The sequence below is a fragment of the Stappia sp. WLB 29 genome (assembly GCF_023507705.1).
In the GTDB taxonomy this organism is placed as follows: Bacteria; Pseudomonadota; Alphaproteobacteria; order Rhizobiales; family Stappiaceae; genus Stappia.
Map to the genome: position 1 here is coordinate 21,798 of NZ_JALBGD010000017.1, position 22,224 is coordinate 44,021.

31 protein-coding genes are annotated in these 22,224 nt (G+C 66.8%); 16 read left to right on the top strand and 15 right to left on the bottom strand.

Features of this window, described 5'->3' with window-relative positions:
* The first annotated feature begins 355 nt into the window (after positions 1-355).
* Positions 356-1,042: a hypothetical protein gene (locus MNI96_RS21230; RefSeq protein WP_249696461.1), complete on the top strand. Its 687-nt coding sequence runs from the start codon at positions 356-358 to the stop codon at positions 1,040-1,042.
* A gap of 184 nt (positions 1,043-1,226) precedes the next feature.
* On the opposite strand, the gene nusG is transcribed toward MNI96_RS21230, so the two are convergent.
* The 13 genes from nusG to MNI96_RS21295 form a co-directional block, all read right to left on the bottom strand.
* The gene (gene nusG, locus MNI96_RS21235) at positions 1,227-1,796 is read right to left on the bottom strand and encodes a transcription termination/antitermination protein NusG (protein WP_249696463.1); all 570 of its coding nucleotides are present in this window, start codon (positions 1,794-1,796) and stop codon (positions 1,227-1,229) included.
* A 343-nt stretch (positions 1,797-2,139) separates the two neighbouring features.
* Positions 2,140-3,738, bottom strand: coding sequence for a DUF5906 domain-containing protein (locus MNI96_RS22050; RefSeq protein ID WP_249696465.1), 1,599 nt, complete (start codon positions 3,736-3,738; stop codon positions 2,140-2,142).
* Positions 3,735-4,994 (bottom strand): DUF7146 domain-containing protein, encoded by a 1,260-nt coding sequence (locus MNI96_RS21245; RefSeq protein ID WP_249696467.1) that lies wholly within the window; start codon positions 4,992-4,994, stop codon positions 3,735-3,737. The genes MNI96_RS22050 and MNI96_RS21245 overlap by 4 nt, the downstream gene beginning before the upstream one ends.
* 104 nt (positions 4,995-5,098) lie before the next feature.
* A complete protein-coding gene (locus MNI96_RS21250; protein WP_249696469.1) occupies positions 5,099-5,305 on the bottom strand; it encodes a hypothetical protein in 207 nt (68 codons plus the stop codon).
* Positions 5,302-5,496: a hypothetical protein gene (locus MNI96_RS21255; RefSeq protein ID WP_249696470.1), complete on the bottom strand. Its 195-nt coding sequence runs from the start codon at positions 5,494-5,496 to the stop codon at positions 5,302-5,304. The genes MNI96_RS21250 and MNI96_RS21255 overlap by 4 nt, the downstream gene beginning before the upstream one ends.
* Positions 5,493-7,355 (bottom strand): DNA cytosine methyltransferase, encoded by a 1,863-nt coding sequence (locus MNI96_RS21260; protein WP_249696472.1) that lies wholly within the window; start codon positions 7,353-7,355, stop codon positions 5,493-5,495. The genes MNI96_RS21255 and MNI96_RS21260 overlap by 4 nt, the downstream gene beginning before the upstream one ends.
* Positions 7,352-8,665, bottom strand: coding sequence for a DNA polymerase III subunit beta (locus MNI96_RS21265; RefSeq protein WP_249696474.1), 1,314 nt, complete (start codon positions 8,663-8,665; stop codon positions 7,352-7,354). The genes MNI96_RS21260 and MNI96_RS21265 overlap by 4 nt, the downstream gene beginning before the upstream one ends.
* A gap of 17 nt (positions 8,666-8,682) precedes the next feature.
* Positions 8,683-10,161 carry a DNA-methyltransferase gene (locus tag MNI96_RS21270; protein WP_249696476.1) on the bottom strand — a complete coding sequence of 493 codons (1,479 nt, stop codon included), beginning with the start codon at positions 10,159-10,161 and terminating at the stop codon, positions 8,683-8,685.
* Positions 10,161-10,520, bottom strand: coding sequence for a hypothetical protein (locus MNI96_RS21275; protein WP_249696478.1), 360 nt, complete (start codon positions 10,518-10,520; stop codon positions 10,161-10,163). Before MNI96_RS21275 ends, MNI96_RS21270 begins: the two co-directional genes overlap by 1 nt.
* Entirely contained in the window at positions 10,517-10,849 is a 333-nt protein-coding gene (locus MNI96_RS21280; protein ID WP_249696480.1) for a helix-turn-helix domain-containing protein, read from the bottom strand. The genes MNI96_RS21275 and MNI96_RS21280 overlap by 4 nt, the downstream gene beginning before the upstream one ends.
* Complete coding sequence (locus MNI96_RS21285) at positions 10,846-11,109, bottom strand: hypothetical protein (protein ID WP_249696482.1); 264 nt, start codon at positions 11,107-11,109, stop codon at positions 10,846-10,848. The genes MNI96_RS21280 and MNI96_RS21285 overlap by 4 nt, the downstream gene beginning before the upstream one ends.
* On the bottom strand, positions 11,106-11,624 hold the full coding sequence (locus MNI96_RS21290; protein WP_249696484.1) for a thermonuclease family protein: 519 nt from the start codon (positions 11,622-11,624) through the stop codon (positions 11,106-11,108). The genes MNI96_RS21285 and MNI96_RS21290 overlap by 4 nt, the downstream gene beginning before the upstream one ends.
* Positions 11,621-12,088: a hypothetical protein gene (locus tag MNI96_RS21295; RefSeq protein WP_249696486.1), complete on the bottom strand. Its 468-nt coding sequence runs from the start codon at positions 12,086-12,088 to the stop codon at positions 11,621-11,623. Before MNI96_RS21295 ends, MNI96_RS21290 begins: the two co-directional genes overlap by 4 nt.
* 320 nt (positions 12,089-12,408) lie before the next feature.
* On the opposite strand from MNI96_RS21295, the gene MNI96_RS21300 reads away from it, so the two are divergent.
* Together MNI96_RS21300 and MNI96_RS21305 are read left to right on the top strand one after the other, a co-directional pair.
* Positions 12,409-13,209 (top strand): WYL domain-containing protein, encoded by an 801-nt coding sequence (locus MNI96_RS21300; protein ID WP_249696487.1) that lies wholly within the window; start codon positions 12,409-12,411, stop codon positions 13,207-13,209.
* A 3-nt stretch (positions 13,210-13,212) separates the two neighbouring features.
* Entirely contained in the window at positions 13,213-13,842 is a 630-nt protein-coding gene (locus MNI96_RS21305) for a hypothetical protein (RefSeq protein WP_249696489.1), read from the top strand.
* A 5-nt stretch (positions 13,843-13,847) separates the two neighbouring features.
* Here MNI96_RS21305 and MNI96_RS21310 read toward each other — a convergent pair whose 3' ends face one another.
* Complete coding sequence (locus MNI96_RS21310) at positions 13,848-14,066, bottom strand: helix-turn-helix domain-containing protein (RefSeq protein WP_249696492.1); 219 nt, start codon at positions 14,064-14,066, stop codon at positions 13,848-13,850.
* Positions 14,067-14,083: 17 nt separating this feature from the next.
* On the opposite strand from MNI96_RS21310, the gene MNI96_RS21315 reads away from it, so the two are divergent.
* The 13 genes from MNI96_RS21315 to MNI96_RS21375 all read left to right on the top strand — a co-directional run bounded on the left by MNI96_RS21315 (position 14,084) and on the right by MNI96_RS21375 (position 21,694).
* Complete coding sequence (locus MNI96_RS21315) at positions 14,084-14,509, top strand: helix-turn-helix domain-containing protein (protein ID WP_249696493.1); 426 nt, start codon at positions 14,084-14,086, stop codon at positions 14,507-14,509.
* Between the two features lie 164 nt (positions 14,510-14,673).
* Positions 14,674-15,309 carry a hypothetical protein gene (locus tag MNI96_RS21320; protein WP_249696495.1) on the top strand — a complete coding sequence of 212 codons (636 nt, stop codon included), beginning with the start codon at positions 14,674-14,676 and terminating at the stop codon, positions 15,307-15,309.
* 112 nt (positions 15,310-15,421) lie between these two features.
* Complete coding sequence (locus tag MNI96_RS21325) at positions 15,422-15,640, top strand: hypothetical protein (protein ID WP_249696496.1); 219 nt, start codon at positions 15,422-15,424, stop codon at positions 15,638-15,640.
* Complete coding sequence (locus tag MNI96_RS21330) at positions 15,637-15,906, top strand: hypothetical protein (protein WP_249696498.1); 270 nt, start codon at positions 15,637-15,639, stop codon at positions 15,904-15,906. The genes MNI96_RS21325 and MNI96_RS21330 overlap by 4 nt, the downstream gene beginning before the upstream one ends.
* An 11-nt stretch (positions 15,907-15,917) precedes the next feature.
* Positions 15,918-16,343: a beta-sandwich lipoprotein gene (locus MNI96_RS21335; RefSeq protein ID WP_249696500.1), complete on the top strand. Its 426-nt coding sequence runs from the start codon at positions 15,918-15,920 to the stop codon at positions 16,341-16,343.
* A gap of 39 nt (positions 16,344-16,382) precedes the next feature.
* Positions 16,383-16,652 (top strand): DUF2312 domain-containing protein, encoded by a 270-nt coding sequence (locus MNI96_RS21340; protein ID WP_249696501.1) that lies wholly within the window; start codon positions 16,383-16,385, stop codon positions 16,650-16,652.
* Positions 16,645-16,935 (top strand): hypothetical protein, encoded by a 291-nt coding sequence (locus MNI96_RS21345; protein WP_249696503.1) that lies wholly within the window; start codon positions 16,645-16,647, stop codon positions 16,933-16,935. Before MNI96_RS21340 ends, MNI96_RS21345 begins: the two co-directional genes overlap by 8 nt.
* Positions 16,932-17,489 (top strand): hypothetical protein, encoded by a 558-nt coding sequence (locus tag MNI96_RS21350; RefSeq protein WP_249696505.1) that lies wholly within the window; start codon positions 16,932-16,934, stop codon positions 17,487-17,489. The genes MNI96_RS21345 and MNI96_RS21350 overlap by 4 nt, the downstream gene beginning before the upstream one ends.
* Positions 17,486-18,142 carry a hypothetical protein gene (locus tag MNI96_RS21355; protein WP_249696507.1) on the top strand — a complete coding sequence of 219 codons (657 nt, stop codon included), beginning with the start codon at positions 17,486-17,488 and terminating at the stop codon, positions 18,140-18,142. The genes MNI96_RS21350 and MNI96_RS21355 overlap by 4 nt, the downstream gene beginning before the upstream one ends.
* 106 nt (positions 18,143-18,248) lie before the next feature.
* A complete protein-coding gene (locus tag MNI96_RS21360) occupies positions 18,249-18,626 on the top strand; it encodes a CobD/CbiB family protein (protein ID WP_249696509.1) in 378 nt (125 codons plus the stop codon).
* Between the two features lie 242 nt (positions 18,627-18,868).
* Positions 18,869-19,927, top strand: coding sequence for a DUF5131 family protein (locus MNI96_RS21365; protein ID WP_249696511.1), 1,059 nt, complete (start codon positions 18,869-18,871; stop codon positions 19,925-19,927).
* Entirely contained in the window at positions 19,924-20,352 is a 429-nt protein-coding gene (locus tag MNI96_RS21370; protein ID WP_249696513.1) for an ASCH domain-containing protein, read from the top strand. Before MNI96_RS21365 ends, MNI96_RS21370 begins: the two co-directional genes overlap by 4 nt.
* 166 nt (positions 20,353-20,518) lie before the next feature.
* A complete protein-coding gene (locus MNI96_RS21375) occupies positions 20,519-21,694 on the top strand; it encodes a tyrosine-type recombinase/integrase (RefSeq protein WP_249696515.1) in 1,176 nt (391 codons plus the stop codon).
* Between the two features lie 185 nt (positions 21,695-21,879).
* Here the strand turns inward: MNI96_RS21375 and MNI96_RS21380 are convergent, their stop codons facing one another.
* Entirely contained in the window at positions 21,880-22,107 is a 228-nt protein-coding gene (locus tag MNI96_RS21380; protein WP_249696517.1) for a hypothetical protein, read from the bottom strand.
* Between the last annotated feature and the right edge of the window lie 117 nt (positions 22,108-22,224).

The window sequence follows — 22,224 nt, forward strand, 5'->3', positions numbered from 1 at the left end:
AAGATTTCAGGTGGTCTATTACTGATTCGTCAACTTCCGGGCGGCGCCTGAAACGGGCGGGCGACGGCCCGTGAAAGGAGGTGATTTGAATGAGTAAGACCAAAATTGGTCGAAACGCAGGTAACGGTCAGTTCACGTCGGTTAAAACCGCAAAGAACTCTCCCAAGACCCACGTCGTCGAGACCATCAAGAAGAAGTAGTCTAGGCTACTGAACGGTCGGGCGGGATTTCTTGGCGGGAGTGCCGCCCGATTGTCTTTTTTGGCAAACCAAGGTTACCAATTGGTTAACATTGGACCCGTGCGTTCCACTGCAGATAATTTGCGTTGCCATCGCATGAATGCGGGACAATTGACATGGAAGCTGCTGCCATCCAGAAGTGCAAGCAACGGCTTCGTATCGCGCGCAAAAGCCTCGATACCATGAAGTCTTGCGATAATTTTACCGATTTCTCCGACGCTTGGTATGGACTATTGACAGCATCGAAGAACGTGTACACCACGCTAGACGCAGGTGCCAAGACTTCCGCTCAGTCGCGACAGTGGTTCGGTTCCGTGGAGAGGTACAGAAAGCGCGACGAACTGCTGCAGTACATGTTTGAGGCTCGCAACGACGAAGAGCACGGATTGGGCACTGCAGTCGAGTTGCAGCCTCCGGTTCACGAAATCGGCGTAGCCGAAAACGGCGCTAGCCGAGCCTTTCGCATTGATGGAGGGCCGTTTCGAAACGTCATCTTTGAAGGAGGCAACCCAGGCATCAGATTTTTGGGTGGCATGCCCCCATACCTGAAGGTCACACCACTCGATGATAGACCGGTTGCTATCCGGCGAACTCCGGCAACAACGATTCTTGTCGAAGTCCATGCGCGGGGCAATAGAACTTACCCTCCTCCCGCCAGCCACAATGGTCAACCGCTCATTGACACTTCACCAATAGCGGTGGCCGAACTGAACCTCGCATACCTTGAGACGATAGTGGCCGAGGCTGAGCAGTACGTCCGCAAGCCACGCCTTTGGGGTAAGTCAAATCCGACGAGTAGATAGCACCCATGCAAAAACCCGGCGCGGGTGACCCCGGCCGGGTTGATGTCGTGTTCTCACGTGACCATAGAAAACCGTTGCGCCGCCTCCGCATATCCTGCGTGTTGGAGCGGCTGGGTCCGGAGCGGCAGTCACGCCCGCTATGCGAGGTCCGCGCGGATCCTCCGGTTCGTCCTGACCGCAGAAGCTACGCGCGCTTTCGCACGCTGTCAACGTCGACGGTAACGGCCACCTGCCGACCCATAAGGCCGAACTCGGCAGTCACCTCGCGCTTGCGCCGGCTGTATGCGCAGACTTCTGCCTGGAAGCCCTCGAACGGCCCAGCGACAATCCGGACCTTCTCGCCGAGCTTGAACGACACGACCGGCGCATCCGTGCGCGATGCCGCGCCGCTCGACGCATAGGCGATCACCCGCTTGAGATCGCCGAGCGGCACTCCCAGCGGCGCCCCGTCCGCATCGAAGCTCACCAGCCCTTCGACACCGTCGCAGCTGCGCACGTCTGCAAAGCACTGCCCCCGTGCGCGGTCAAGCCCCACGAACAGATACCGCGTGAACATGCCGACCTCGACCTCGATGCGCGGCCGGTTCGCCTTCTTCGCCCTGACCTTGGTCACCATCGGCCGATACACGGCCAGCCCCTTGGCCAGCATGCCAGCCATCGCCCGTTCCTCGCACCGCGGGTTGGTCCAGACCAGATACCAGTCGAAGGCCTCAAGGGGCCGGTGCGTGTGATAGTCCGCCTCAAACATCGTCATCGTCGCCGCCTTTCGCTTTTCCGCCGCTACGGCCGCCTCGCCGCCTTTGGTCCATGTGGTCCAGTCTGGTCCAGTCAACAAAACAGGGAATATGGACCACGTTCCTCGTTTGATTTCAGTCACTTGCCATCAAGGGCCATGTGGTCCAGGCATTTTCCCGCCTTGGAGAGAACAGGCCCGAAGGGGTAGACGCGCCTTCTCGCGCGCGCACGGGGCGCGAATTTGCGTGGACCATATGGACCACATGGACCAACCGTTGATTTCATTGGGTTTTCGCGGTCCATGCGCGCCCCGCTGGTCCACGTTCTGCCTGGACCACAGCCCGGCAGGCGCCGTTCTCCCCCTACCATCCTGCTCCCTCCAGCCCCGTACTGCCGGACACCGAGGGATCGGGGTTGAAGCCGTCGTCCGGCCAGTCGACCGCCTGCCCGACCGCGTGCTCGAACAGCACGCGCGCCTCAGGCAGGTCCGGGAAGACGTAGGCGCGCTTTCGCCCCGCGATGTCGCGCGGGCGCGTCTCCTGCAGCCCTGGGATCAGCTTCTTGAGGGCACGACCGAACTGGTTCATCTCGGCCCGGCGCTTGACGCCGACCTTGTCGGCCACCGCGAGATATTCGTCGTAGAGCGTCTGGCGCACGACATGGCCATCGGGCTGCCACGAGGTATCCGCGCGCAGCAGGCATCCCTCATAGAGCCGTTCGTAAATGAAGCTATCGACGCTATCGAGCGAGCGCAGTTTCTGCTCCAGCAGTGCCCCCGTGCGCGGGATCCGGCGCAGGTTGACCGATGCGAGATCGAAGCTCAGCAGGTCCGCGAGCAGTGCCTCGCGCCCCCCGTTGTCCAGCTCTTCGAACATCTCGCGGAAATAGGCGTGGTCCTCCTTCACGGTCGGCGCCACGTCGAGCACGCAATACCGCCGCTCGTCCTTGCCGGCCGGCACCACCCAGTCCTCGTTGGAGGTCATGAGCACACGCACGAAGTTGTCGAGCCGGAAGGGATCGACACCCTTGCTCTCGATCATCTGTGTCGTCGATGTGATGAGGCCCTTGAGCCGGCCCTCGGCGACCTTATCGCCTGCCCACACCGCTTCCTCGGCCTGCAGCAACAGGCAGCCGGACATGTGCGCGTTGAACTGGCCGGTGATGTAGCGCGGATCGTCCACCTGGAAGTAATGGGCAGAGATCAGCGACCCCATCACCTCGCCGAGCACGGACTTGCCCGTGCCCATCAGCCCGCGGATGACGATGGCCGTACCCATGCGCTCGCGCGGTCGCTGCATCATGTGCGCGAACCAGCCGAACACCCAGCGGAACAGGTCTGCATCGCCCCGGCAGATATTGGTCAGGATGTGATCGCGGAAGATCGCATAGCCGCCCGGCTTGGCCTTGGGCTTGACCGAGAAGCCGCGCCACAGGTTGAGATACCCCTTGGTGCCCTTGGCCTTGTCCGGATTTGGAAAGAACTCGATGCCGTCATACTGCCGGCGATCGCGCGAGCCCTCCCAACGCTTTGCCCAGCTGATCGTCTTGATCTTGCCGTCAGCGCCGACAACCTGCGTCGGCCGGTTGGACAGCAGCAGGCGGAAGGCCTCGACCTGCACCACGCGCAGACGGTCCTCCATCGGCGCATCGGGCTTTTCCCGCACCATGACAGCCTTGGAGCCGATCAGCACCAGCGCCCATTCCTTGTTGATCTTCTCGACCGAAAAGCCCCAGTCCTGCGGCGCCGCCGAGGCTCCCGGCGCGTCACCGCCTTCCTCGTCGTCGAGGTGATCGTCGGCGATCTCCGGCTGTTGCGCCGTCTCGATGATCTGGCGAATCTGCGCGGCCCGCGAAGAGGCCTGCTCTCCCCCGGCACGAGTTTCCCGCTCGGCATCGCCGCCGTTTGCGCGCCCGGCGTGCTCCCCATCCGGCGCGCCGTCCTGTTCCGGCTCGTCGTTCACGCCTGCCCCCTCAAGATGTCGTTGAAGTCCGCGCCCTCCGGCGCCCATGCGGTGCGGATCGTCCGCCCCGGCATCGCCCATCGGCGGGCGGCGCGGGCATGCACCTGGTCGGCCGTGAAACGGTCGCTGTCGCCATCGCCAAGGGTCAGGATCTCGCGCACGGCCTCCGGCGGCATCGGCGCCTTGGGGTCCGCGTCCGGCACCGGCCCCGGCACGCGCTGCGGCCGCCCGGCCTTGTTCCGCAGCACCGGGTGCGGCACGGTCTCCACCGCCCTGCCGCCGAGGTGCTGCAGGTCGATCGAGGCCCAATAGGCCGTGCGGTCGAAATCCGCTGTCCCCAGCTCGGCAACGGCCGGCGACAGCACCGTCTCGATGCCCTCGCCGCAGACCTGCCGGTCGAAGTGTGCCGGCGTAATCAGCCGGATCCATCCGCGCCGCTTGCTGCCGCGGATCTTCTTGGCCGGCAGGTCCTCCATCGTCTTCGGGCAGACCAGCTGCACCTTTTCGCCCGGCGCGCACGGGTCGAACCAGGTCATGTGTACCCCGGCGAAACGGTCGTCGTCATCGGTGATAGCCGCCAGCATCGCCGGGCCGTGATGCAAAACGAATAGGTGCGGTTTCTTGCGCCCCGCCACCGGCACCTGACGCCAGTAGTCGAGCCCGTCCACATGGCGCAGGCGCACCCGGTCCAGCACGGGGCCGAGCCCGCGCGCCGCCAGATACCCTTCCGTCTCGGTGCCCATGAGCGGCCGGCCGGAACGCCAGATCTCATAGGCCTTCCGGCGCTCTTCCTCGCGGTAGCTGTTTTCCTCGGCCGCGCGCTGCGCCTCGTCGCGGGCGCGCAGTTCGGCTGCCCGCCGGGCCGCCTCCGGGTCCACTGTGCCGCTCTTGCCGTCCGGCGCGTCCTCGCCGGTCAGCACCCGGCAGGCCTCGCGGAAGTCGCAATGCAGAATGAGCTGCGCCAGCGCGATCACGTCGCCGCCCGCGCCGCAGCCCCGGCAGTTGAACACGCGCTTGCGGGTGTTGATCGCGAATCTGTCCGTGCCGCCGCAGTCCGGGCATGGCCCCTCCAACTCGGACGTGCCGCGCAGCTTGAGGCCGCGCGCCCGCGCGAATTCGGCAATGTCGACGCCGCGTGCCCGGTCCACCCAGGCGGCAAATTCGGGGTTGTCTCGCATACTCGCCTCGATCTTCTGCCAGTCCGCGCGGGCCGCCGCGCATCTGCTCACCAGGTCCATTGCCAGTGCGCCGAGCATCGTCGGCGATCCCTCCGGACGGCGGGGAGGCGCCGACCGGCACCAAGCTTCCAGATCCCCGCCTATGGCGGAAATCCGACGTTCCTCGCCTGTCGCCTGTGTCATCATCGGTGCCCCACGCGCGCAGGAATCTGCACCAGCCATTTCGGGTGCGGACGCCGCCACACCAGCTTGCCGACCGATCCCGGCCGCTCCGGATTGTCCTCGTCGATCAGGATCAGCACGTCGCCGCAGGGCGACACGTCCACCGCCTCGCCGGCCCAGCCGGCATAGGGGCAGCGGTAGCGCTGGAGCGGGCCGGGATCGGTCATTCCGCAGCCTCCAAACCCCATTCGATGAGCAGTCGGACCTGCTCGCTAAAACTGGTGCCTTCCTCGACGGCGCGGGCCCGAACTGCGGCGAATGTCTCGTCGTCGAGCCGAACCACGACCTGTGTATGGTCGGGAAACCGCGGGTCCTTGGTGCCGCGCGCAACGGGCCGCTTTTGGGTGTGAGCACTCAACCCGCCACCTCCCCCAGCTCCGGCACGTCCACCGACAGCGCCACCGTCAAGGGCTGCACCCAGATCGGATCGTTGCTCAGCAGGAAGGTCTCGCCGGACCAGGCGAGCAGCAGCGTCCGCCCCATGACCTCGGCAATGGCCGTCGCCGCATCCGGCGGAACCGCATTGCCGATCCGCTCGCGCCAGGCGCTATCCGACGCGCCGTCCATCCCGAAGTGCTGCCATTCCTCCGGATCGAACAGCGATTGCAGCGCCGCCAGCTCCATGGTGGTGAACGGCCGATGGTGAGTTCCGTCCAGCGCGGTGATGCGGCAGACCAGCCGCTCGTCGGGCGCTGGCAGGGACATGGCGCCTCCGGTATCGCCGGACGGATCGATCGACGAGCCGCGCGGATCGGCGACGGACCACTTGCCGCGGTCGTACTTGGCGAAGGCCGGCACGGCGCCCGACGTGTCTTCCCACCGGGCAACGCCATAGTGCCCCTGCGACTGGTAGCTGCCGCGCCCATCGACAAAGGCGCGCGGGCGCGGGTCCGCCACGGCAAAGGCGCCCTGTCCGGTGGTGCTGCCGGCGATCACCGTGCCGGCAGCTTCCTCGTATGCGGTCACGCGATACTTGCCGGCGCCCTCGAAACCGCCGGTCGCGCGCGGGTCGGCAACGCATTGCCCGGTGCCATGGGCGCTCGTTACGGCGCGAGCCCGTCCGTCGAACGGCACGATGTGGAATTCGTTGCTGTGCTTGGGCGCCCCGTGGTGCCGCGGGTCGGCGACCGAGAACCGCCCCTGGCCGGGCGACTTGACGTTGATCACCGCGCCGGCCGTGTCCGGCCAGGACATGACGCCATATTGCGCGTATTCGCCGGCGCCGGCCGGTGCGCGCGGATCGGCGACGCTATAGGCCCCATTCGCGGGGCGGCTCGCACCCGCGACTGTGCCGGCCGGCTCGCCCCACCGGTTCACGCCGAGCACACCGCCACGCATCTCCGGCACGATCAGGTAATCGGCAAGCTGCCCATCGGTGACGTTGAGCTTGTTGAGCGAGCGCCAGTCCGACCCCGCCTCGACAAAGGCGAGACGCACCCATGTCTTCCACTGCAGCGCGGGAAGCCGGTGCATCGGGTGCAGCGGCTCCGGCCCCGGCACCGGCAGCAGGTCCAGCACCTCGCCGACGGCGCGCAGGCGCCGCTTGGGCGGCTCATAGAGGAAGGGCGGCACCTTCTCCCGGTGCCGTGCCACCATCAGGAAGCGCTTGCGGCTTTGCGCCAGCGCCCCCAGCTCGCCGCAGTCGTGCACCGTCTCGGCGAAGGCGTAGCCATAGGCCGCCAGCAGCGCCTGGATACGGTTCAGCAAGGATCGACCCCGGTTGGCGATCCGGGGCACGTTTTCGAACAGGAAGAACTCGGCCGGATCGTCCTTGTAGGCCTCCAGCGCCAGGAACACCGCCCGTTCCGCCAGCTGGTTGAGCGCCTGATACTTGAGGGCCTTGCTCGCCTTCTCGCTCAGCAGCCCGGAGAAGCCCTTGCACGGCGCCGAGACGAACCAGATATGCGGCCGCTCGTAGCCCATGGCGCGCTGGATGTCGGCCGGCGTCGCCTCGCGCCAGTCCTCCGGCGGCTCGGCGCCGTGAAAGGCCCGGTACTGGTCGAGCGACATCAGGTCGAGCACGGTGCCGGGCACCCCGGCGAAGCGCTCGAAATCGCGGATGCCGGCCGGGTCGATGTCAACGCCGCCAAGGTTGCGGAACGTGCCCTTGAGGTTGCCGACACGGGCATTCGCCTTGCGGAAGCCCTTGGCACCAAAGCCGGAGCCGCAGCACAGGTGCCCGACGAGGATTTCCTTGATGAGATCGAGCGCGTTCACTCCGCCGCCTCCAGCGCCGCGCCTGCATCCGCCGCGCGGGCGGCCAGACGGCTGGCAACCTCGGACACCACGCCGTCAAGGCGGCGGAGGAAGCGCATCGGCATGATGATCACCCGCGGAAGCGGATCGGCCGCGCCGTCCTGCACCGCCGGCGGCTCGGCATCGCCCTGGCGCGTGACGCAAGCAGGGCGGCCGAGGCCGTCATAGGCAGGGAGCCCGTGACGATCATCCCCGCGGTCGTAGCGCAGCCACATATGGACCCGCTCGTTGCCGCGCCAGACGCCCAGCATGTCGCGCAGGTAATAGACGTTGAAGCTGGCGACCATCGGGTCGCCTCGCTCGTCTGCCGGTCCGACCCACAGCCACGACGCCTTGCGCAGCGCCTCCTCGCCCGTGCCGGCATCGGGATTGACCGACGTCAGCGCCACGCGCCCGGCGGCCAGGACGAGTCCCGCCGCCCGGTTGGTGGCATCACCCGACAGCGCGGTCAGCCGCGTCAGGGCCTCGCGCATTTCCGCGCGGTCCAGGTCGACCCGCATCAGCGAGACCGCATCCCCGTCGTTCCTTTCGCCGACCAGACGCCGCCAGTCGGGGAAGGTGCCGTCGATCAGCTTGGTCGAGATCGTGCCTGCCGGCACATGCATCCGCAGCCAGGTCTTGCCCAGCTCGATCCGGCCGATCGTCCCCGCCGAGACCATCAGGTTGACCGCATGGCGCGGGATGATCGGCCGCACACCGTCCGGCAGGCCGACACCGCTGGCATGGCTGGCCAGCCGGTGCCCGTCCGTCGCCACCATCTCGCGACCGTCCAGGCAGACGCCGTTGAGGTAATAGCGCGTCTCTTCCGTACTGATCATCGGCCGGCAGAAGCGCAGGGCATCCATGAAGCGCTGGTCCACGTCGCCCGACCACACCTCGAATTCGGCCGGCGCCAGCTCCGGCCACTTGTCGGCGGGCATGGTCGGCAGGCGGTAGCGCGCATCGCGGAAGCGCAGCACCGCCTCGCCCTCCTGCGCCGTCTCCAGCCGCACCATCTCGGCAGTCGGCAAGTTGCTCACCAGGCGCAGCAAAACCGCATGGTCGATCAGGAACACCGCCCCGCCACCCGCCAGCCCGTCCGGCGCATGACCGATCACCGCGAAATCGACGCTGTAGAAGACGTCCAGGTCGGTGGCGTCCAGCCGCCCCGCCCCGCCCGAAGCGGTGATGCGCACACAGGCCAGTACGGGCACCCGCACCCAGCGCGGTATCACCGGCTTGACCAGCCTGAGGGCCTTTTTCAGCTGCCCTGCCGTCGTCTCGATATGCATGTGCAGTGCCTCCAGTCTCACAGGTGGGAAAAAAGCGGCCCGGCATCGGGCATGTCGTCTCGGTCAACGCGCGCCTTGGCGATCTCGCGCTTGCGCTCGTCCGCGCCCATCCAGTCGCGGCGGATCCGCGCGGCTGCCATGTCCGCATAGTCGGGATTGAGCTCGATCAGCGCGGCCCGCCGCATCAGGCGCAGCGCCACAAGCGCGGTAGTGCCGGCACCGCCGAACGGGTCGAGCACCAGGCCGCCTTTCGGGCAGCCGGCGCGGACGCACCGGGCGGCAAGCTCCGGCGGAAAGGTCGCGAAGTGTGCATCTCCGAAAGGTTTGGTCGCCATGCGCCAGACCGTGAGATCGGCGACGCGCGGATCCGGCTCGTCCGCCGCCGGCTCGTAGTTCCGCAGCAAGCGCCCCTCGCCGCGCGGTGTCGCATCGAGGTTCGTGTGATTGATCTGCCCCGCGTGGCGAGGCGATGCGATGTCGGCGGCACGTTGCTTGGCCCGCCATGTGTCGCGCGCCTGCTGCAGACCTTTGTGCGGCGCTGACACGCCTGATCCGTTGGCCGCGCCCTCGTATTTGCGGGCCATCCTCTTGTTTCCTGCAGCTTCACGCCGCACTTGATTGTGCCGCTTAGCGTCGTGCGGGCCATCGGTCGCCCAACCAGCAGGCGCCCTGTCTGCATCCTCGTCGCTCGCCCGCCCTTGCCTCACCTCGTCCGCGTCGTAATAGGCGCCGAGGCGCATCCAGCGCGGGCCGTCCACGTCCGGCCGGGTGATCAGCGGACAGCGTTCGGCGAGGTCCGGCGCGAAGCTGATCTCGCCGGTGTCGCGGGCGCGCCACACGTCGCCGTCGCCGCTCTTGGTCAGCAGGAATATCTTTTCGTGCGCCGTCGCCGGCCGCGCCGTACCGGAACTGTCCGGCATCGGGTTCGACTTGCCCCACACGATTTCGGAGCGCACCCACCATCCGGCATCCTGCAGCGCGATCGCCAGCCGGTTCGGGATCATGCAAAGGTCTTTCGGCTTCAGGTAGCCGCCGGAGACGACCCGCCCGCCATGCGCGGCGGCAAGGCTCCCCTTGTTGCCGCCGCTGCCGACACGGGATGTCTTCTCATAGGCGTCGACATAGATCGGCCCGACGGTCGAAAACGGCTTGTCGCGGAAGGTGCGGTCGTCGGTGCCGATTGCCTTTGTGTCGGCGGCCGAGCGCCCGTTCGGCGCCGTCGCATAGCAGTCGCCATAGTTGAGCCACAGCGTGCCCGTGGGCTTGAGCACCCGGCGCACCGCATCGAACACCGCCACCATGACGTCGAGATGTTCGGCAAGCGTCGGCTCCAGGCCGATCTGCCCGGCGACGCCATAGTCGCGAAGCCCCCAATAGGGCGGCGACGTCACCACGCAATCGACGCTGTCCGGCGCCATCGCGGCCAGCCGCTCCAGCACGTCGCCGACATGCAGCAGGCACCGCCCGTCGCCGAGGATATCGAGGGCTGCCGACATCAAGCCGCCCTCCCCGCATCGCCTGCGACGGCGTCGAAGAGGTCGGCAACGGGGGCGGCCTGCAACCGCCCCCGCGCCTTGACGGTGGAGCCCGGCCCGCCGGCCTGGCGGCGCCAAAGCGCGCCGAAGGTCTCCACCTGTGCGGCCCGCCGCCGCAACTCGTCCAAGGCCTGCCGCAGCTTGCGCTGCAGCGTGGCATTGCGCCTCTGCAAGTCGGCGGCCCGCGCAGCCTGATAGTCCGCCCGCAGTTCGGCCAGCCGCAGCTGCGCCGGCACGTCGTCCGGGCGACGCTCGGCGGCGGCGCGCGCACGGTCCAGCAACCGCGCCAGCTCGTCAAGACTGGTTTCCCGGCCCATCATGGCCGCGCCTCGCGCGAAGCATCGGCGCCGTGTTTCACCACTGGTTCCCCGTGAAACACCCCCTTGTGAAACGCGCCCTCGCAGCGGTGCCGGTCGATGGCATCCAGCAGCGCGAAAGGGTCGATGTCGTGCAGCCGCGCCAGCCGCAGATAGCTGATCGCCGAAACCGGCTTGCCGTGCTCGGCATGGCTGATCACCCGCGGCGAGGTGCCGGCCCTGGCCGCCGCATCCCGGACGGTCAGCCCGGCCCGCTCGCGCGAGCGGCGGAAGGCCTTGCCGATGAAGGCCAGTGCAGCCGCGTCCGAACCATGATCGAGGGTGCTGGTCATGCCGCCGCCCTCCGGTCGCTCGCACCCGCCCGGTCGGCCGTGCGGACAAGCTCCGCCTGCGACAAGCCACACCAGGCGGCGACGCGCAGCAGCGCCCCATCGGTCACGATCTGTCCCTTGCGGATTGCCGAGATCTCGCGCCGCAGTTCGCGGCCGGCACCAGATGCCCCGTGATGCAGCATCCGCGCTGCGGCAAAGAGCGCCAGCACGCGCCGCGCATGGTCGCGCTGCGCCGGGGTCAGGCTTGCCGGCGCGCTCACCACCCGGCCCTCCGGCACACGTCCCGCGTCGAGCGATAGTCGACGCGCCGGGCAAGACCGGCACCGACAAGCACCCGCTCGGCATCGCCGGCCGTCGAGACGACGCGCGACAGCTCGCGCCCGTAGCGCCCCTGCCTGCCGGCCGGGGTCACCCGTGCCGCCGGATCGGCCAGCACCCGCGCCAGCACCCGCCGCGCCTCGATGCCGCCCCGGCTGTCCATCTCGGCCGCATCCACACAGGCGAGCCGGTGCTTGGTGCCACGCAGCCAGAACGTGTCGCCGTCGACCACACAGGTGACATGCCGCGCCGCCCGGTCGCCGCCCCGGCACACTGCCAGCGACGGCGCCGGCACGGGTACGGGCACGGGCCTCACGGTCTCTTGCGCCATCGCGCCCTGCGACAGCACCACCGCCGCAAAGGCGATCCCGACGGCCGCCCCCAGGACCATGGCGACGACCGGCGCCAGCCAGCGAAGGACATCTGCGCCCCTGGTCTCGAAACCCTGCATCCTCATGACCGGCCCTCCCGTGCCATCGGCATCACCTGCGCGCCGCGCCTTGCCCGCGCCTCCAGCAGCCCCTGCAACAGGGCGATGGTGCGGCGGATGTCGCCCATGTCCTGCTCCGACACCTCGCCGTCGGCGAGGTCCTGCACGCACTGGCCGAGCGCGGCCATCGCATCGCTGATCAGGGGTGCCGGCGCGGCCTCCCGCTCTGCCAGGTCGCAGCCGGCCTTGTCGGCCAGCCATTCGGCCAGCGACCGGATGCCATAGACCTGCGTCAGCAAACCGGCGCGCAGCAGCGACAGCTCGCCGTCGCGATCCGGGTCCGCCGCCGCATAGAGTGTCCATTTGGAGACGCCGAGCGTGTCGGCGGCGGCAGCGATGCCCTGCTCGCCGGTGCGTGCCTCGATCTCCTCGAACGCGCGGGCAACGGCGTCGTGTACGCCGCCGGATCGGCGTGGCTTGATCGGCGTCATAAATGGAGCCTCCAAGTTGACATAGACGTTGGAAATGCGCGCAGCCGGCCCGCGTGGCAGTTTGACCTGGCCTCGGGACCGCCTCCTCGAGGGGAAAGAAGAGGCCGGCGGCGGGTGTCGCCAACCGCTGCCGGCCACGCCGCCAGCAGCGAAGCGCAGCTGGCGGGCAAAAAGGAGAAAGACGGCCGACCGTGCGCACGCACGGCCGGCCAGTTGCTCCGCCGGTCAGGCAGGCCGGAGCGGGGGGAGAGGAGAGAGATGGACGGACGCCGCCCGGTTGTGCTGAGATCGCCCCTGCAAGTTCTGCTGGGAGGCAACACATGGACAACATCAGGATCGCGGGTTTCGCCGCACAGGCTTCGCTGCGCATGGAGCGCCGGGCCGTCCCGCCGCCGCCGCGTCCCGTTGTGCTGGTCGCGGACGACGAGGACGACAGCCCGGTGGACGAGGACCGCCTCGGCTACGCCGAAGGGCAGTCCTTCATGATCGAGTACGAGTCCTCGTCCGGCGAGCTGACGAGCCGGCGCATCACCGTCTTCGGTATTCGTCAGGGCGCCAGCGGCGTTGCCGTGCTGCACGCCAAATGCCACGAGCGCAATGCGCAGCGCATGTTCCGGGTCGACCGCATCCTGTCCTGCATCGACTATGACGGCGAGGTGCACGACGACGTGCCGGCCTTCATGTCGATGACCTTCGGCATGCACCCGTCCGCCTTCGACGAGATCGACCAGCGCGATTTCCGCCGACGTTGGGAGCGCTTGCGCGTCCTGGTGCGGCCCCAGGCCGTCCTCTTCGCCGCCCTCTCCCGGTCCGATGGGCTCATGCGCCCGGATGAGGTCGGCATCGCCATGGACCACTGCTGCCACATGGCGATGCGCGCCGAGCTGGAGCCGGAGGAAGACGAGCTCGCGGCCCTGTCGCGCTACATCACGCGCCAGCGTCCGGGCGAGGATGCCATCCTGTCCGCGCTCGAGGCCCTGGCCAATCGCGACACGCGCGACATCACGCGCTTCCTCGCCTCGGCGGTCGAGCTGATCGACATCGACGGCATCCGCCATCCCGGCGAAACCGCCATGCTGAACGATCTGTCGTCGATCCTGATCGGCCTGAAGGTGGTGTGAGCGATGCAGCGAACAATCACGACAACCCTCGCCATTATCGCCGCCGTCGGCGTCCATCACGCCAACGCCCAGATGTCGCCGCTCGGTCTGGCCATCGCGCTGCGGGCCTGCCAGGAGGTTACGGACGACGCGGCGCGGCTGAAATGCTTCGACGCCATCGGCAAAGCCAATACACCTGCCGAGGACGCCGACGGTGATGCACCCAACCGCATAGGCGCCTGGCACATCCAGCGATCCAAGGACGCCATAGACGACACCGTGTCGGTGGGTGCGACGCTGCCGAACGTCGAATCCTCCCGGCAAGCGGCGTACTTCACCTTCCGCTGCAAAGCAGGCGAGTTGAACGCATGGGTCAGCTTCCCGCGGGAGTACTTCACCGACGACGTCTTGGCGGTCACCTACCGGCTGGATACCGACCAGCCGGAGAAGGCCACCATGTTTCTGTCGAGCGACAACCACGCCTACGGCATATGGAATGCCAGTCAGGCGAACAGCTTGCTGGCCGCCATGATCGGACGGAAGAAACTGGCAATTCGCATCGAGGAAAAGGACGGCGGGCGCGCCGAAGCAGTCTTCGACTTGGCTGACATGGAAGCCGCCTTTCAGCAGACCGCAGCGGGTTGCATGGAGTGACGCCATCATGACGCCACCTCGCGCTCGGGTACGATCAGCAGATCAGCATGGGAGACCTCGCCGCCCGTCGCATCGACAATGGCTTGCCGGTACCGCGCCCGCGGCTCCGCCACACGATTCTCCCACTTCCAGACCATGCCCTTGGTCGCGCCGACGAGCGCGGCAAAAGCCTCCAGGGTAAGCTGGTGGCGTTCGCGATAGAGGGTGAGTGGGTGTCTGGACATGCAGCGGAGTTTCTATAATGGAAACCATTTCGTCAAGCGGGAAACGATCCGCAGTTTCTATTTTCGATAACGCCTTGATTTTGCGGCAGTGCGATAATTTCCGCATGCCGACGCGGATCCACCACACGAACAATCGCCGACCCGCTCACGTTTATCTGCGCGAGTGGCTGGAGTTCCGTGCCCTGACAGCCGAGCAGCTGGCAGGCCGCCTTGATACGAGCAAGAGTGTCGTGTCGAAGCTGCTCAACGGCAAACAGCGCTACAATCAGGATTGGCTGGAGCGCATTGCCTACGCGCTAAACTGCGAAGTCCCTGACCTTTACCGCGATCCGCAAGCGCCGACCCGTGACGAGCTTCTACAGCGCGCCACGCCCGAGCAGCTGCAACAGATAATCGACTTCGCGAACTATCTCATCAACAAGACCGGCACCGACGGCAAATAGACCACGCACGCCCTCGACGATCGGCGCCCGCCTGACGCTGGCAGCGCCTTCGCGAAGCGCAGTTCGATGTTGCGCACTGGTTTCTATTTGGGAAACTTTTCGCTTGACTTGCTGGTTTCCGTTTTAGAAACTCCCTCCCCATCGCCACCCGATGGGGAGCAACCATGTCCTTCGATCATCATGCCGGGATCACGGCCCGCTACCGGCGCTATCGCCGGCTGAACCTCCGCGCGGCGGCCGGCATCGTGTCGGGCACGGCCATCGCGCTCGTCGGGGCAGGGTTTGGTAGCGATCAGGTCGTACTGGCCGGAAGCCTCGTCACCATGGCGACGACCGCAGCAGCCATGACGGTCGATATCGTCTGGGCGCGCCGCGACCGGGTCGATCCCGTCTGGCGTCACGCGCCAGGCTTCTCACCCAGCCACTACCAGCTTTACCGCACCGGCGATGGCGAGCGATCCGCCGATCGCGCAAAGGGCGATCCCGCCGGGCTTGTTGCGGCGCGGGCGCCCCTTCGTCGCGAACATCGGCCGGCCATGGTCATCGACCCGCACGCCGGAAACGCGCGGGTGATTGATGAACTCGCCGAGACCGATGAAGACCATGCCGACGCCGAGCAGCACGCCGCCACTGCTGCCCGCGGCGCCCAGGCCGACTGCAAGCACGAGGCCGGCGGCGACCGCCAGCTTATACCACTCGTCGAACGCCTCGCCCGGCCCGATCCCCGCCATTCCGATTCCCCCAATCCGACACTGCCCGCCGCCATTCAACCGGCGCGCGCATCGTCCGTCGAGAGGTAAAAGCCATGACCGCCCTGCGCCGCATCGAGACGGCCACAGCTGCCGTTGTCTTCTTCATCGGGATCGCCTGGCCGCTCGCCGAGATCGCCCTGCACGCGGCGAGGTGACCCCCATGACCTATACGTCCCACGCGATCACCCTGCACACCCGGCACGTGCCGACCATCCTCGCCGCCCTGCGCGGCGCGCGCGAGCGCAAGGCCGCCGTCCTTACCTATTCGGACAGGGCGGATGCGCCCCCGCGCATGCTGACCGACGGCGAGCGCGCGATGCTGCATATCGACATCGCCGACCTGGACGATGCCATCGCCGCCATCGAGGCCGCGCGATGACCGGCCAGATGCACCTTTCGCTCCCCCCCGTCGTCGGCGAGGTCGCCGGCCGGCCCGGCTGGCTCGACGTGGCGATGGTCCGCCACCGCGCCACCGAGCGCGCCGTGCTGGTCAGCCCCGACGGCAACACACGCCGCGCGATCTGGCTGCCCCTGTCGCAGGTCGAGGTGACCTGCCGCGAGACCGACGAACTGCAGATGACCGGCGGCGTGCCGGTGATCGTCACCATGCCCGAATGGCTGGCCCGCGAGCGCGGGCTCAAGTGAGGAGACTACCCATGAAGAACTTGATGATCGCCGCCGCAGTCCTCGCTGTCGGTCTCGCTGGATGCCAGGACGACGCGAAGATCGCATCGCGGAACCTCAGCAAGGCTGCCGACAACTTCGAGATCGTCCGACGCGTCGTCTTCTACAACGGCATCACCGGCAACTACATGCTGGAGATCACCGGACGCTGCTCCATCGAGGACCAGACGACGCAACTGGAGCTGACCTGCAAGGATGGCCCCGATCGGTTCTCCAAGCACTTCCTCGGGCTTTCCGACAACGTCACCTACTTCGCCGAGCAGGTCGGCGCTGTCGACGTATCCGTCTTCCACACGCGCATCACCTGGAAGCCGCAGTCGATCATCCCGGATGTGGACCTGCGCACGTCCGGTGAAGAGCTTTTCGAAAACGCATCCGAGAAGAACCAGGCCGATTGATCGACAGGCCGACGGCCCCACCAACTGAGGAGCACTCCCATGACCGAACCCGCCAAGACCAACGGCATCGCCGGCGACCAGCTGCGCGCCTTTGTCGAGCGCATCGAGCGCCTCGAGGAAGAGAAGAAGAACATCAGCGACGACATTCGCGAGGTCTACGCCGAGGCCAAGGGCAACGGCTTCGACGTGAAGACGCTGCGCAAGGTCATCGCCCGTCGCAGGAAGAGCGCGCACCAGCGCGAGGAAGAAGACGCGATGCTCGACCTGTTCGAGCACGCCCTCGGCATGGCGGGAGGCGGCGATGTGTGAGGGCAAGAGTGAGAACACGCCGGAGCGGTTGCTGTATTTGGACATCGGCGAAATCGTCCTTGAAGACAACTCTGAGGTCACGATTGCGACCTTGGACCAGCACCGCGGCGATTTGGGCCCACTGCTAGCCGCCGCACCTGAGATGCATCAGGCGTTGCCCGACCTGTCGTCCGTGATCACGTGGCTCGAGAACGGGTGCGATCCACTCAAGGCCCGCGATGAATTGCTTATCTACAAGGCGCGCATCGACGAGGCAAAAGCCAAAGCGGAGAGCTGGTCATGACCGCCCTCACCCGCCGCTCGCTGCTGCTCGGCGCCACGGCGCTTGCCGGCACTGCCGCCCTGCCGCCCGTCGCATGGCCGCCGTCCTTCGCCGAGATCATGGCCGAGAAGGTCGCCCGCGCCGACCAGGCTGCCGCCCGCCTGCCGGCATGGATGGTCGGCACGCCGGACGAATACGACTGGCAGGTCATCCGTGCTGCCACGGAAGAAGAGGCCATCGCCGAATGGCTCGACGACGTGGGTATCGAGTGCGAGTGCGGCGAGGTGCTGGACAGCGGCGAGGTCATCGGCCCCGAGGATTGCTATCGCTGCAGCCACAGCGTCGAGGCGGAGCGCTCCACCTATTTCGACGACATCGACAACCCGAAGGCCGGCGATTGGTTGCGGGCCGGCATGGGCGCCCATTGCTCGCGCTGCGACGAAGAGGTGCACGTCGAAGCCGGCGGCCACGCCATCGGAGACGAGGCCGTCTGCGAGGACTGCATGACGCTGGAAGACTGGCGCATCGCCGACCCGGAGCGCGCGGCGGATATGGAAGCGGAGGACCTGGCATGAACATCGGAGATTTGATCAGCAAGGCGGTGGCCGAAAAGCTCGACAGCGCCTTTGTCGAAAAGGAAGTCGAGACGCGCATTGCGAAGCTGGTGGAGGACGCCGTCGACCAGGCGCTGCGCGGCTATTCGGACACTGGCAAGAAGGTCCGGGAGGCGGTCGAGGAAGCCTTGCGTGTCGACCGTCTCGACCTGCCGAGCTACGGCGCCACGGTCTGCGCGATTCTCAAATCCCAGATCGAGGCCAACGTCGCAACCCTGGTCGCCGGTCAGCTCGCTGAGGACATGGAAGAGCTGCTGAAGTTGGCCCCCAAGGAAATCCGTCTGTCCGAGCTGGCCGAAGAGATGATCAAAGACAGCCACTGCGACTACGGGCCGGCAATCACCGTCATCGTCGAGCCGACCGAATACAGTTCGACATGGCTGTACCTCGACGAGACTGAGCACCACGAGAAGACGCGCGATTGCCGACACCGACTGTTGATCGGCGAAGACGGCAAGATCTCGGGCGGTTGGTTCAGCCACCGCAAGATGGATGACGGCCGCTATATCGGCGCCAGCTATGGCCTCGAGCAGCGCCTGCGCGCCTTCGTGGCGTGCGGCACCAGGATCATCCTCGACGAGGACAACGTCGTCACCAGCGTCGGCGACTACTGACACCCGCGCCCTGCCCCGGATCACCGGGCGCGGGCCTGCCGCCGGCAGCGGGGTATCTCCTCCCGCCCCGATGCCGGCGGCACCACCACACGACGAGGCCACGAAGATGAAAGCCATGCGCAAATACGTCGTCGAGATCGGAGCCGGCATCCTGCAGGCGATCTTCGTCGTGACGCCCGTCTTGCTGGGGCTTTTCACCGTCGCCCTCGCATACCTGGGGTCATGGAACGACGCGGTTTTGATTGCCGTGGTCCTGCTGGCATACGTCCTCAAGTCTCGCATGCTCCGCGACGAGGCCGCCGAGCACCGGCTGGCAAAGCAGCATGTTGCCGATATGGAGACGGCGCTGCGGCAGGCGGTCGAATACCTCGAAGGCGATCGCCCGACGGTCACCTGCGGCGGTCATAAGAACATGCACCTGCGAGCCACGATCCGCGCCGCCCTCACTGCCCACAAGACCCGGAAGGCTTCCTCCCATGGCTGACCTGATCCGGAAACGGCGCCCAGTCCTCGGGCCGAAACATCCGCTGCCAGATCGGCCGCACAACGATCTCAGGATCGCGCGCCCCGCAGGCCGTGCAGCGGAACCGCTGCACGGGGAAAAGCTGCGGATTCTGCGTCGAGACGAACCAGGCGGTGCGGCCGCAGCCGCACCGAAGGAAGACATCAAATCTGTAGCCTATCCGCGCCATCCGAGAACGTTACAGGAACAAACGAGGCTTTGCCATGGCTGACCGCACATCCATCAGCTGGACCGATGCGACGTGGAACCCGCTTGCCGGCTGCTCGCGCGTCTCCGAAGGCTGCCGCAATTGCTATGCCGAGGCCATGGCCGCGCGCTTCAACAAGCCCGGACAATGGGGCGAAGGCCTGGCGACCATGGTCCGCACGCCGGACGGCAGGTCCGCGCCGCGCTGGACGGGCGAGGTCCGGTTCAACGAGGGCGCGCTCGGCCAGCCGCTGCGCTGGCGCAAACCGCGCCGCATCTTCGTCAACTCGACGTCCGACCTGTTCCATGAGGCGGTGCCTGACGAGTGGATCGACAAGGTCTTTGCCGTCATGGCCCTGTCGCCGCAGCACACGTTCCAGATCCTCACCAAGCGGCCGGAGCGGATGCGCGAGTACATGCAAGGCGTGCAGTCGAACATCCCCAACCTTGGCCGGATGCCGCTTGAGCGCATCCACCTGGCTGCCGCAGCTCACATGGAAGGCGACGGCGGCGTGATGGACATGCTCAAGGAGCGCGGCAACGTCTACAGTCTGTATCTGGATGCGCCATGGCCCCTGCACAACGTGTGGCTTGGCGTCAGCGTCGAGGATCAGGTGACGGCCGATGTCCGCATTCCGTATCTGCTCGCGACGCCGGCCGCCGTCCGCTTCATCTCGGCCGAGCCGCTGCTGGGGCCGGTGGATCTCGCGAGTTCTATCGATCTGCCGGGAGGGTATGAGGAGGTTTTCCCACTCGGCATCCCGCCCGAACGGCGCGACGAGTTGGAAGGGCCGAAACCGCCGCGCCTCGACTGGGTGATCGTCGGCGGCGAAAGCGGCCCGCGCGCCCGGCCGATGCACCCCGATTGGGTGCGCAAGATCCGCGACCAGTGCACCGATGCTGCCGTGCCCTTCCACTTCAAGCAGTGGGGCTGCCACCTGCCCGCTGGCCAAACCGCGACGCAAAGCGGTCTCTGGAACCCCTCCTGCGGCAGCACTCTTTTCACCACCGTAAAGAACGCCGGCCGGCGTCTCGACGGTGTCGAGCACATGGCCTTTCCGGGGGTGACACCATGAAAGCCCTCACCGTCCGCCAGCCCTGGGCATGGGCGATCATGATCGCGAAGCCGGTCGAGAACCGGTCGCGCCGGTTCAACTATCGCGGCCCGCTGCTGATCCATACCAGCCAGCAGGAAGAGACCCACATGGTCGACCAGGTACTGGAGCTGATCGCCGACGAGACCGGCACAGCCGTCTCGCTGCTGCGCAACGCCTACCGCCAGCAGGCGGCACGCGGCGCCATCATCGGCGCGGTCACCGTCACCGACTGTGTGACAACGCATGCAAGCCGCTGGTTTACCGGGCCGCATGCGCTGGTGCTGGAGCGCCCCCAGCGCGCTTACCGGCCGGTCCACTGCCGCGGCCAGCTCGGCTTGTGGCAACCGCCGGCCGATGTCCTGGCCGCGCTCGAGATCCCCGGATACACGGAGGGAGTGAGATGACCGACGACATGCCCATGTCGCTGGAGGAAGCGTGCCGCGTCCTGTTGCGCGGGCTGGTCTCCGTATCCACCTTGCGCGCCGCGATCCGGGCGGGCACTCTTTCGGCCGAACGCCTGGGGCGCGGATACAGCGTCACGCCGGCTGACATCAGGGAATGGAGAGAGCGATGCCGCGTCCCGGCAAAGGCGCCCGCCTGTGGCTACAGCCAGAGCGCCGAGACAAGCAAGGCCGCATCACCGAGCGGTCAATCTGGGTCATCCGCGACGGATCGGCAAAGCGTAGCACTGGCTGCGGCGCGGATGCGCGTGACGAAGCTGAGAGACAGCTCGCCGACTACATCGCCGAAAAGCACGACCCTTCCCGCCACCGCAATAACCGCGCGGAACTGATCCCCGTCGCCGATGCCATCGCCTCCTACTCCGAAGAGGTCGCGCCGACGCATGCCCGCCCGCGCGAGACGGCAGCACGCCTCAATCGCTTGCTGGATTTCTTCGGCATAATGCAGATGGCCGATGTCAACGGCAGCACCTGCCGGCGCTATGTCCGCGAGCGCGGCGCCGAATCCGCCGCCCGCCGCGAGCTTGAGGACCTGCGCTCAGCCTTCCGCCACTACTACAAGGAAGGCCATGTCGACCGGCTGATACCGATCGTTCTGCCGCCGAAGTCCACCAGCCGCGAGCGATGGCTGGAGCGCAGCGAGGCGGCGCGGCTGCTTTGGGCGGCGTGGCGGCTCCGCCAGAAGTACAAGGGCAATGAGACCCGCCGCGCGACCGCGCAGCATGTCGCCCGGTTTATCCTGGTCGCGCTCTACACCGGCACGCGCGCCGGCGCCGTCTGCGGCGCGGCGATCCGCCCGACTATCGGCTGCGGCTATGTCGACCTGGACACGGGCATCTTCTACCGACGGCCGCCGGGCGAGCGCGAGACCAAGAAGCGCCAGCCCCCTGTCGCGCTTCCCGATCGTCTCATGGCGCATCTTCGCCGATGGGAGCGCAAGGGTCTGTCCGGCACCCATGTCGTCGAGTGGCACGGCAAGCCGGTCACCAAGATCAACAAGGCGTTCCGCGCGGTGCGCGAGGCGGCGGGCTTCGGCGACGATGTTGTCCCGCACACACTGCGCCACACGGCGGCGACATGGCTTGCCAGGGCGGACGTGCCGTTCGGCCAGGCGGCAGACTATGTCGGCATGAGCGTCGAAACCTACGAGCGTATCTACCGCCATCACGCCCCATCCTATCAGGACCAGGCGCGGCACGGGATCACGTCCAAACCGGCACCCCGACAGAAACCCGACAGAAACTCCGGAACAACAAGGGAACAAAGAGCGGGTCAAGGCGGCTGAAACCCGCCAATCCTCGGCACTTTTTCTGCCGCATAACCGTTCGGGACGAGGGGGTCGCAGGTTCAAATCCTGCCACTCCGACCAACAAATTCAGATACTCAGCTGATATGCGCGAGTCCTGAAAAGGCGTAGCCCGACAGGTATTCGGGCGAAAACCTCGCCAGGACCAGCGCCTTTCTGCTTGCTTACCCTGCAAGCAGGGTCGCGACGAAGCCGATCACACCGATGGCGATGGCCAGCACGGGAAAGAGCGGCAGCCGCGACAGGCGGCCTCGTGCGCGGCGGGCCGAGGTCTGGGCCTTCGCCTTGCCGAACAGGCCGGGGCCGCCGGGCTCAAGGTCTTCCGAAAGAAGCTTGAACTTCTTCGGAGCCCCCCATTTCAGCCGGCGGAACCTGTAGAGATTGTCCTTCATCGCAGCAGAATGCCACGCAGGTCTTTCTGAAACCTGTAGCTGCAACCAGGCATTTTCGGCAAGTTCGCCTCACGCCAAGCCGCGTGGGCCGATCCCGCATCTCTGCCACGCGTCGTG